Origin of the sequence: Parendozoicomonas verongulae, assembly GCF_009711465.1 — a bacterium.
GTDB classification, from domain to species: Bacteria; Pseudomonadota; Gammaproteobacteria; order Pseudomonadales; family Endozoicomonadaceae; genus Sansalvadorimonas; species Sansalvadorimonas verongulae.
In genome coordinates this window covers 42807-53685 of the sequence record NZ_SMME01000857.1, presented here as the reverse complement: position 1 = coordinate 53685, position 10879 = coordinate 42807, and the positions used below count along the sequence as shown (strand labels likewise).

The window sequence follows — 10879 nt, the reverse complement described above, 5'->3', positions numbered from 1 at the left end:
GAGCGCATCCTTGGTAAGGATGAGGTCACCAGTTCAAATCTGGTTAAGAGCTCCATTTTTCTAGCTTTTCGTAAAAAGTTAATTCGGGGTATAGCGCAGTCTGGTAGCGCGCCTGCTTTGGGAGCAGGATGTCGGGAGTTCGAATCTCTCTACCCCGACCAATCTTTTTTATAGAAAATACAAAGGGTCAAACTTCGGGCTGACCCTTTTTTATTGCTTCTTTTTTGTGTGCCTTTCTTTCTCATTTCTATTTTCCTCCTACACTTGCCCGATCACTTTCTTGGTTTTCGTTAGGGCATAGCCCTGTGGAGTCGTTATTGTGATCAGGCAAACATTTCTTGTGACTGTTGTTGTCAGTCTACTACTCAGTGGCTGTGCAGGTTATCAAAGGACTGTGAATGACTGGTGGAAATGTGCTTTGGCTGGAGGTGCTGTGGGGGGCGTCGGAGGTGCAACGGAGAGTAGAGAGGCTGCTGGATGGGGACTGCTAGGTGGAGCCGTTATTGGCGGTGTGATTTGTGCTGTGACCGGTGATAAGTCACCATCCGAGACAGAGTGCCCTATTCATATTCCTGGCTGGGATGTGAAAGCCAAAGGCTGCCCGAAAGACTCTGACGGCGATGGTGTACCTGATGTCTTTGATAAGTGTGCCAATACTCCTCCAGGCGCCTATGTGGATAGCGAAGGGTGTCCAATCATACGTAAGGTCGTGCTTGGTCCTGTTCTGTTCGAATCCTCTTCCGCCGACCTGTCTGAGTATGCAAAAGAGACGTTAGAGCAAGAAGCTGCTTTCCTGAAAGATCACCCTCATGCCCTTATCCATTTAAAAGGCTATACCGACAGCACCGGGCCTAAAGAATTTAACCAGAAACTCTCGGAGATGCGTGCAAATTCTACCCGTGACTTTTTGATTGATCTTGGGGTGTCTCCTACTCGCATTACTATCCAAGGCTACGGTACTGATCACCCGGCAGCCGATAACAAAACCAAAGAGGGCCGACAGATGAATCGTCGTGTCGAAGGGGATGTCAGTCATTGATGAAAACAGGGCCAGCTTTGATTTTCATGCTGGCCCTTTTAGCAGAGGCTTTTGTTTGAACCAATTAGCGACGTTCTGATCCAACAATTGAATAAGAAGAAAGAGCCAACAAACGTGCATAAAGGTGAGAAGCGCTCCGTCATTATCTCTGGGGCTGGAATTACCGGATTAGCTGCTGCTCGAGCCTTCCAACAAGCCGGGTGGCAGACAACCATTATTGAACGCAGAAGGCAGTGGGAATGCTGTGGGGCCGGTATTGCCCTCCCGGCCAATGCAACAAAGCAATTGAAAACCTTAGGGTTACTGGAGGCAGTGAGCCTCTATGCACAGGAAGGCCATGCCATCGCCTATTACGACGATATAGGCCGGTTGTTGTGTCAGGAATCATTTCAAGGGTTACACCCAGACGCTCATCCCTATCTTGCCCTGTCTCACCATAGCCTCCATCAGACAATGCGTGAAGGTATTGATAGCAGCCATATCATTATGGGGCAGGCTATCCAGCACCTTGAACCGCTAGACGAAGGTGTCAGCACTGTTCTGGAGAATGGGCAGATATTCCGCGCATCCATATTATTGATATGTGAGGGGATATTCTCTCCTTCAAGAGTACGCTGGATAGCGGATGTGGAACCAGAGGATATGGGGTTGTTCTGCTGGCGATTTCTTACAGACAATCCGATGCCAAAGGTCACTGACCCCCACCTCTATTTAGGTCAGAATTCTGCGTTTCTTATCTATCCATTGAAAAATGGACGGTGCTACTGTTACGGGCATATAACTGACTCCTTTCAAAGAGCCAGAGACGCCTCTGTGAACCTGTCCCTGTTACAGGACACTTTTTCCGATTACAGTCGGCCTGTAAAAACAGTAATAGAAAACCTGGATTCTCAATCCCCGCTTATTTGCGGCCGTATGAGTGTTATGCCTGAACCCGTTTGGAATCGTTCAGGCTTCGAAAGAGTATTGTGTCTGGGCGATGCTGCCCATGGATGTGGGCCTGTTTTACAGCAGGGTGTGGCTCAAGGATTGGAGGATGTGGCGGTTTTACGCGAAGAGCTGGAGCGCAGTTCTTCCGTTACCCAGGGTATTACTGCTTTTGTAGCAAGACGAACAGAGCGAGTAACACAAGTCTGTCAGCGCTCCAATGAAAAACTCAAAGAGCTTTCCCATACAGAGGTTCAGGCACGTAATCTGGTTTTGAAAAATCATGGGCCGGTACACACAAATGGCTGGAGATGGTTGTTTCAAACTGAGGTGTAAATGTAAAAAATGTGAATAATTGCTTCATTAGTACGGTATTCACTCATTCTTCCTTGTTGATAGACTGTCTTCTGATAACATAATAACTGTCAGGGTGAGGTCTCATATCTATGGTCCGGGTACTTATTGATACATTCTCCATTCACCCCCTTAAAATTCTTACACTGTAACAATCGGGAGTACTTTTTCGACGTGCTTAGCAGAGAACAAGAGCTCGAAGCTGACCTGAAAGCCATCATTGAATACCGCGTTGAATTTTTTCAGACCTGTGAAGAAAAAATACGCAAGGTTTACCAGCAGCGTATTGAAGACCTGGAAAGAAGCCTGAAGCGGGCTCAACAGCAGATTTCGACACTGTCAGCGCAAAGTTCTGACCAAAAAGCTCTCGCCAATAAGAGCTATACCGAAACCAGCCGCCTGCAGGGGCAACTCGAAGAGGTTCAGGTTCTGGCCGAATCACTGGAATCTGATAAAACCAAAGCCCTGCGTAAAATTGACACCCTTGAGAAAAAGCTGCAGGAGCAGATCAAGCTGGGTAAGGCTGATCAGGGCGAATTGAAAAAGCTCCGCCACATGGAGCCGGAAAAGAAAATTAAGCAGGCAGCCAACGCTCAGAAAGAAGTGAAAGAGCTGAAAAAACAGCTTACAGAATCTGCCCGTCTGGCCCGCAGCCGCAAAGTGGAGCTGGATGAGCTGAATAAGGAAGTGGCTTCCTTGAAAGAGAAAATTGAGGGGCTGGAATCCGCACAACAGGAGCAGTCTTCCAAGAAAAAAACGAAGGAAACAGCGGCAGCCTGATTCCCTCGCAAATCTGTCATCACCTTTCCAAAACCGCCAGAGTATGCTCTCTGGCGGTTTTATATTGTCAGGATGCCTCAGCAGAGGGTTATTAATCCAGACAATATGGCTATCCTCCCCGAGTAACTCGCCTTAAAAAACGGTCACACGTAATTCTTATGAAATCAACGGACGAGTGTGATATGGAATCTAGTAAACGATACAGCAGTATGGAAAGTACCGGACGCAGTGATAGCCGGGAAAGTCTTGACAGTGAAAGTAAGAGCATTCCTGGACAGGTCGGACGCTTCTATATTGCCGGCCCTGAAGTTCGTCTGTCGGATGAGCAAGTGCATGCATCCCCCCTTAGAAGGCGCGAAAGAAGGTTCTCCGACTGGTCTACTCCTAAAACTGTACCGGTGCAAAGGATGCTTTCCCAGCCTGGTGAGGCGTATCACTCTACGAGACTTCGTCAATACACTTCCAGCGAGGAATTATCAACTCAATCAGCAGAGGATAGTAGTGGCTTATTACAGCCTCCTTTCTCACTGGCAGGCTCTGGTACTCCCTCGTCCTTCGGCTCCATAGCATCGTTACAAGATGAACTTGCTATTGATAGAAGGACACTGGAAGAGAAGGTAAAAGCTCTGGGCAAAACGGTTACATCAGAAAACTATCTATGTCAGTGTGGCCTGCTAATCAAGTTTCTTGTTGATGCAGATATGCACGAAACCCGTAAGAGAATCTTATCTGCTTTGGACACAAAGGGCAGACCAGAGCGAAGAAGTCTATTCTCCTCTGCAGCGTCGGGCTCGTCCACTTCAAGACTGACGGACGATGAAAAATTATTGAAGCAGCTCCTTGAATTGTCGAAACAGCATAAGGTCAAACGCAATCCGAAGACGCACAAGATCAACAAAGAGGATATCGCTAGAAAGCAGGCGATTATACGTGCAGCTGTGAGTGAGCACTTTCCTGCACTTCATCACTTTCCCTCCGTATCCAAGAACCTATGGACAAAAGAAGCTGTTCAAGCACGAGCCTCCCAAACTCTATGTCTGAGTGAGGAGGATATGGGTAAGAAAATGCAGTCTTTGAGTGCCATGTTCCGCTATCTGGTTGCACCATATGGTATTTCCTCCGATGAACTGACTACACCCAGTTGTGACTTTATGCCTGACTTTGTCATGCCTCACTGTCCGTGGGATAAGCAGGACGGAGATTACTATATTCCTTTCAAAGCGACCCTGACGGTCGATGGTGAGCCAATTGCGATTCCCCAGGAGTGCTATAAAGAGCTGGCCAATAGCTTGTTTATTCGTATGCAGGAAGGCAAGGCGTTTGCTTTGAGCGGTCGAGAGAACTGGGACAAACTGTCGAGTAAAGCCCAGAAGGCTCTGACCAGTGAACTGAATAACGATGAAAATTCCCTGTGTAGCGATGCCTATCGGTTTGACTGTGTGATTCAGCGTTGTGTCGCTCCGGAGCTACCATTGCTGCCTGTTTTCTCAAGCGCAGCCTTTTTGCAGGACTACCAGAAAACTGTTCAGGACAAAGCCAAAGTTCTTCTTAGAGACCGGCAAGGGGATGGATTCCCTGCTTCAGTGCGAGGTAAAAAGGGGGAGAGTGAGCCCACCCCGGAAATGAAACAGGCTGTTCAGGATGTCAGGAAAAATTATCTTGAAACAGATGCGACAGGGCAACACTTGGTTGCAGTCCTGACCCATGTTCTGGGCAAATCTGACCGCTTGGTTCAGCTGGTCACTGGTGGAGTGACTCAGGGCGCACTGAATGAACTCTACATGAGTGCGACAGATCACCTCTTCCCCCGTTGTGATATTGCTGTGCGTCCAACAGAGAAGCATCGTTCAGGAGCGGCGCAAACCAGTAAAGGGCATCTTGAAATCAATGACTGGGGTGATGGCAGGGTCGAGTTATTCAGCCGTTTACACTTTGACCACTTTAAAGGCTCGGATAATGAACCGGAAAAGTATCAAGGAGACAGTTTTTTTTCTATTCGCATGCATGCAGTTTGTGACGGTGAAGACGTGACCTTGACACATGTTGAATTAGGCATTGATATTCATCGGACATTAACCAAAAAACAACGGGATTACCTCTCTGCCAATAAAAAGCGTTTGGTAAAAGCTACAGCGGATAAAGTCCAGGCGATTAAGGATATTGATAAAGCCAGGGCGGAAGATCCGGAAAAAACAGATCAAGCCAGAAAAGTAGATGACAAGTTTATGAGTGCAGCCAATGCTCAGAACTTGCATATTGCGACCTTGATCAAGAAGGAGCCTGAATCCATAGGGCGTTATATTTCAGATCCTGAAGAACAGCGTTCTGTTTTGGCGGTTCTGGATAGTATCAAAGCGTACGATGAGGAGCATAAGAAGATAGATGCTATAAAAAAGGCAGTGCAGAGCTGTGGTTCTGTTGTACGCTTTGGGTTTGGCATCTGTCGTAGACTGCCTGAGTATCTTTGCGAGTACCGTAGCGATCAAGATGGTATGGATCTGGCCTTGGAAGAAGGCGACAGCCGTTTGATTCACACCCAGAAAGACGGTTGGGTTATTACCAATATTGGTCAGGGCAGAACCCATAGTGTTGAGATGAATCCTGCCATGTTCGAGAAATTCAAGTCTCGGGATGATCTTCTGAATGTCGATATTGTACCGACCGATGATGAAAAGTTGTCTGATCGGGAATCTCATCCAGCACCAGAAGAGGCGCTCATTGATTCTCGCGCACTTGTAAGATATAGCCGAACAATGCGCATGAGAAAGCGAAAGAAACTGCTGTGCAATATTCCGGTAACAAAGAATGCTCAGCGTTGTCTGAGCACAGCGTTGGGGCTCCCCCAAAAAACAAAAATGCTCCAGATTATGGACCAATTACGTGCAGTGATTATTGCTGACGTTGACGATTTTGAGTGGGAAGGTCAGATAAGGGACTACTGTGCAGGGGCCAAGGTCTCAGAGAAAGAGGCTGACTCTGTTGTTGAGTATGCAAGACTCTATTACGCTAAGTATCCGGCTGTGCCGCCTAAATGGGATGAGAGCTGCCCTGAGCAACTGCCCGTCTCTGATGCTCGCCCTCTAAAGCGAGATCTGGGAGGAGGGTCGATGCCCCATTTGGCTGAAGAAACAGACCAAGGTGGCAGAGGATTAACTAGACGGCGCAGGGCCAGTGAAGATAACCGGTCGATGTTTAACACGCTAAGGCTGTTAAGGCGTGAAAGGGGAGTCGTGTCCGAGAAGCATCCGGATAGAAAAAAGGAGCTTTTGGCAGTAACAGAACAGGTTCCCCTTAGCTCGATTCCTGATCGGCCAACCTCCAGATCGGCACCGCTTATGCCGAGTAAACGGTTATCTTTAGGCGAGACCGGTAACTTACTGAAATATCTGACAGAGGCTGGTGGAAATGAGAAACAAGTCGTGTCTGAATTTTCTGCACATATCAACAAGGTGATGATTGATATGACTGTGGCAGGGGCACAGCAAACAAAACGAGAACACTACGTTATTGAGCAGCGTCGAAAACTGGAAGAGGCTCTTGATGGGGCCCTCCCTGGGCAGGCTGACAGAGTTGCGACACTGCTTACTCTGTTTGATCAGACCACCTGTGATGCCAGAAGAATCGACCTGGTTTAACCTGAACTAAAGCCTCCGTATTGTGCGTGTTATGTATTCACAATACGGAGAGTTTTTAGTGGTTTATTTCGATGATGCTATTTGTTGCGGTTTTCCGCCACCGGCCCAAAGTGTTCTAGCGGGAAATCATCGACATTCACCATATCCAGCACGTCCCTTTCAAAAGCCAGCATAAAGTCACCTTCTTCTTGAGTCAGAATGCCCATGGCAACACCTTCAGCGATCCGGCCTTCAATGGTGAGTTCGGCTTCGTTATATTTTCCAGCCTTGAGAGCCTGCCCGATTTTCTTATAAATGGGGTCAGCCCGATCAGCACGGTCGAGGAGTGAATCATAAACAGCCAGAGGGTTTCGCTGACCATTGCTCATCATCTCACCTCTGTAAATGCCTTGAATCAGGCGTTCACGGGTTTCCGTTTTGGCTGTTGTCAGCCCAACAATATGGTTAATGAGCTTGTCCCCTGGCTTTTGGGCACGACGCCCCAGAGGCAGCGTCAGGCTACGGAGTAACCAGGCCAGGGGGCGAGTAGGCAGGTTGTTCAATACACCATCCAAGGCTTCTTCAAATTCAAAAAACAGCTTTTGGCAGGCATATTCTACCAAGGGAAAGTCTGCGTTGTGCTTTCCCTGATCGTCCCAGTGTTTCAAAACACAGGAGGCCAGATAGGCTTTTGAGAGCATGTCGGCCAGCCGAGCAGAAATCAGTTCACGGAACTTGAGTTTGCCACCCAAAGAGAACATGCATATATCTACTGTCAGGGCGAAAGACGACGCATAGCGATTAATCTGCTGGTAATAGTGCCGAGCCGGACTATTGTCCGATACTGAGGTGAAGCGGGCATCTGTCACCCCCAACACAACAGAGCGCGCGGCATTGGAGAAAATAAACCCAAAGTGCCCAAACAAGGCTTTATCGAAAGCCTCCAGGTCGTTGTTCTGGACTGCGTGCATCTCAGGCAGCACATACGGGTGGCAGCGAATGGCACCCTGACCAAAGGTGATCATGGAGCGAGTAAGAATGTTTGCCCCTTCCACGGTAATTGCAACAGGAACCGATGCATAACCGGAAGCCACATAGTTATTGGGGCCAGTGATAAGGGCCTTGCCGCCGTGAATGTCCATGCTGTCTAAAGCGGTCTGTCGCGCCATTTCCGTAAGGTTGTACTTGAGAATGGCGGAAGGTACAGAGGGCTTTTCCCCCTGATCTATGGCAATTGCAGTAACACGTGCGCCTGCAGCTGCAATATAGGTATTGCCTGCGATACGGGCAATTGCATCCTGAACACCTTCTAACCTGGCGATAGGTACACCGAATTGACGGCGGATTCGTGAGTAGGCACCTGCAGCAGCGATACCGTATTTCCCACCGCCCGCACTACAGGAAGGCAGGGTAATACAGCGACCAACAGAGAGGCATTCGACCAGCATTTTCCAACCTTTTCCGCGCATGTCTGGCCCGCCAATAATAAAGTCCAGCGGAATAAATACATCCTCACCACGAATCGGCCCATTCAGAAAGGGCGAACCCAGAGGCTTGTGACGCCGGCCAATCTCCATACCTTTCAGGCCCCGAGGCAGCAGAGCGACGGTGATACCGATATCGCTCTGATCACCCAGCAGACCATCGGGGTCAAACATGCGGAACGCCATTCCCACCACCGTGGCTACAGGCGCCAGAGTAATGTAGCGCTTAGAGAAATTCATACGAATACCCAACATGTCCTTGCCTTCATACTCACCTTTACAGACAACACCTGTGTCGGGAAGTGAGGTGGCATCGGAGCCTGCGCGGGGGCCTGTCAACGCAAAACAGGGAATATCCCTCCCATCTGCCAGACGGGGCAGATAATAGTTTTTCTGATCGTCCGTGCCGTACTTCAAAAGCAGTTCACCGGGGCCGAGAGAGTTGGGTACACCCACTGTGGAGAAGGCAGCACTCGACAGGCAGGAAAGCTTTTGCAAAACCGCAGACTGTGCCTGTGCGGAAAAACCAAGGCCACCATATCGTTTGGGAATGATCATGGCGAAGAAACGTTCGTTTTTCATATAGTTCCATATTTCAGGAGCCATATCGCCATCGTTGTTAATTCTCCACTCGTCAATCATGGAGGCCAGAGTGTTGCCCTGATTGTCGAGAAAATCCTGTTCATACTGAGAAAGTGCCGTATTTGGGTGCTGCTTGAGTATGCTCCAGTCAGGCTTCCCGGAAAAAATCTCACCATCCCACCACACAGTCCCAGCTTCCAGAGCGGTTTTCTCGGTGTCTGACATTTCAGGGAGCAGCTTTTTATAAACTTTGAAAATCGGGCTGGTAACAGTGCTTGCACGAAGTGCCGTTTGAGATAAGGCGCCAAAGATGGCAGCAGCAATGAAAGACAGCGTTGTGATGCTGGCAGGTGCGAATATCCAGGCTATAAGAGTCAAACCCGCCATAGAAAAGGCCGCATGGGTAAGGCTGGTACGCTTATAGGCCAGCGTAATAAGCACTGTTACAAACAGCAGGGACCACAGGAACATGAAGCGCCTCTTTTACTGGTAGGAATACTACATTCATGAAACCCTATTTGGAACTTTTTTAGAGTGGCTGGAGTCGCTTGTGATGGTGGCAAAACAGTCAAGTGGAGCTTGTCCCGTTATGTCCGGGAGGGGCTTTCGAGGCCAGATGCTTAGGAAAGCACCTGGCGGAGGAACGTTTGAGTACGGGAATCCTGTGGCGCGTCCAGTACCTGTTCAGGCATGCCTTGCTCGATAATTTTGCCGCCATCCATAAAAATGATGCGATCGGCCACTTCCCGGGCGAAGGGGATCTCGTGAGTGACGATGATCATAGTGCGCTTTTGCCGAGCCAGCTGCTTCATCAGGTCGAGCACTTCGTACACCTTTTCAGGATCAAGGGCAGATGTAGGCTCATCAAACAACATCAGGTCGGCATCCAGTGCCATGGCCCGGCCAATACCAATACGCTGTTGCTGGCCACCGGATAGCTCTGAAGGCCAGGCATCACGACGATCTGCCAGCCCCACACTTTTCAGAATATCCATGGCTATCCCTTCCGCTACCGGTGCCGCCATACCTTTTACAACGGTCAGAGCTTCAGTGATATTGCCAAGAGCCGTTTTGTTCTTGAACAGGGCGTAGTTCTGAAACACAAAGGCCGTGTGACGACGCAAAGCAAGAATATCTTTTGTATGGCTGGTGGCTGCATCTACACTTTGGCCAGCGATATCAATAACGCCCAGCTCTGGGGTTTCCAGAAAATTGAGGCAACGCAGGAGTGTAGACTTACCACTGCCTGAAGGCCCCAGAATAACAACAATCTCACCCTTCTCTATCTGGAGATCAATGCCATCAAGAACAGTATTTTCACCGAAGGATTTGTGCAGATTGGTGATAGTAGCCAGCGCCATTAGTAAGCCTCTCCAAGACGACGTTCGGTGAGTTTTTGTACCCAGGTCATGATGATAACCAGCATCCAGTACACTAACGCCAGCACTAAATAGCTTTCCAGAAAATTAAAGCTGGAGGCTGCTTCCAGCTGAGCGCGGGACATAATCTCTGTTACACCCAGAGTGAAGGCCAGAGAGGTGCTTTTCAGCAAATCGATAAAGCTGTTCATTAAACCTGGCAGGGCAATGCGGGACGCCTGGGGAAGAATAATTCGGCGCATGGCGGTCAGGCGATCCATTCCTACACTGAGGCAGGCTTCCATCTGGCTACGATCAATACCCAGAATGGCAGCACGGATGATTTCTGCCATATAGGAGGCAAAGTGCAGGGCCAGAGCGAGAGTGACCGCCTCAAAAGCAGAGATGGAAGTCATGGCCGGAAATATCTGGGGCAGGCCGTAATAGAACAAAAACAGCTGTACCAGCAGAGGTGTGCCCCTGAAGAATGAAATATAAAAATCCGTGAAACGACTCAAGCCCTTCACGTCAAAAATCTGGGATAACGCCAGACATAAACCGAGCCCCAGTGCCAGCACTGTGGCCAGAAGAGTCATACCCAGGGTAGTTGGCAGGGCATCCAGCAGTTGGGGCAGCAGGCCCATGGCAAATGAGAAATCAAACTCGGTCATAGTATCCAGCTTTATTCTTTAACAATATCGCCGGAATACAGTATGTGCATTCCGGCAGAATTATGCTTTG

At 49.0% G+C, this 10879-nt stretch carries 7 protein-coding genes and 1 tRNA gene; 5 read left to right on the top strand and 3 right to left on the bottom strand.

Annotated features, from left to right (window positions below):
* The first annotated feature begins 84 nt into the window (after nucleotides 1-84).
* From E1189_RS16555 to E1189_RS16535, 5 genes are all read left to right on the top strand, one after another.
* Nucleotides 85-161, top strand: a tRNA-Pro gene (locus E1189_RS16555).
* Nucleotides 162-319: 158 nt separating this feature from the next.
* Complete coding sequence (locus tag E1189_RS16550; protein WP_329602090.1) at nucleotides 320-1039, top strand: OmpA family protein; 720 nt, start codon at nucleotides 320-322, stop codon at nucleotides 1037-1039.
* Nucleotides 1040-1090: 51 nt separating this feature from the next.
* Entirely contained in the window at nucleotides 1091-2302 is a 1212-nt protein-coding gene (locus E1189_RS16545) for an FAD-dependent monooxygenase (RefSeq protein ID WP_155161617.1), read from the top strand.
* Between the two features lie 192 nt (nucleotides 2303-2494).
* Entirely contained in the window at nucleotides 2495-3100 is a 606-nt protein-coding gene (locus tag E1189_RS16540; RefSeq protein WP_155161615.1) for a hypothetical protein, read from the top strand.
* A 182-nt stretch (nucleotides 3101-3282) separates the two neighbouring features.
* Complete coding sequence (locus tag E1189_RS16535) at nucleotides 3283-6735, top strand: hypothetical protein (protein ID WP_155161613.1); 3453 nt, start codon at nucleotides 3283-3285, stop codon at nucleotides 6733-6735.
* Between the two features lie 77 nt (nucleotides 6736-6812).
* Here E1189_RS16535 and E1189_RS16530 read toward each other — a convergent pair whose 3' ends face one another.
* The 3 genes from E1189_RS16530 to E1189_RS16520 all read right to left on the bottom strand — a co-directional run bounded on the left by E1189_RS16530 (nucleotide 6813) and on the right by E1189_RS16520 (nucleotide 10809).
* Nucleotides 6813-9251 (bottom strand): acyl-CoA dehydrogenase, encoded by a 2439-nt coding sequence (locus E1189_RS16530; RefSeq protein WP_155161611.1) that lies wholly within the window; start codon nucleotides 9249-9251, stop codon nucleotides 6813-6815.
* 149 nt (nucleotides 9252-9400) lie between these two features.
* A complete protein-coding gene (locus E1189_RS16525; protein ID WP_155161609.1) occupies nucleotides 9401-10141 on the bottom strand; it encodes an amino acid ABC transporter ATP-binding protein in 741 nt (246 codons plus the stop codon).
* Entirely contained in the window at nucleotides 10141-10809 is a 669-nt protein-coding gene (locus E1189_RS16520; RefSeq protein WP_155161606.1) for an amino acid ABC transporter permease, read from the bottom strand. The genes E1189_RS16525 and E1189_RS16520 overlap by 1 nt, the downstream gene beginning before the upstream one ends.
* Nucleotides 10810-10879 lie beyond the last annotated feature (70 nt).

Coding starts and splice junctions, on each gene's coding strand:
- E1189_RS16525 (WP_155161609.1), bottom strand. CDS start 10,141: ATGGCGCTGGCTACTATCACCAATCTGCACAAATCCTTCGGTGAAAAT.
- E1189_RS16520 (WP_155161606.1), bottom strand. CDS start 10,809: ATGACCGAGTTTGATTTCTCATTTGCCATGGGCCTGCTGCCCCAACTG.
- E1189_RS16530 (WP_155161611.1), bottom strand. CDS start 9,251: ATGTTCCTGTGGTCCCTGCTGTTTGTAACAGTGCTTATTACGCTGGCC.
- E1189_RS16535 (WP_155161613.1), top strand. CDS start 3,283: ATGGAATCTAGTAAACGATACAGCAGTATGGAAAGTACCGGACGCAGT.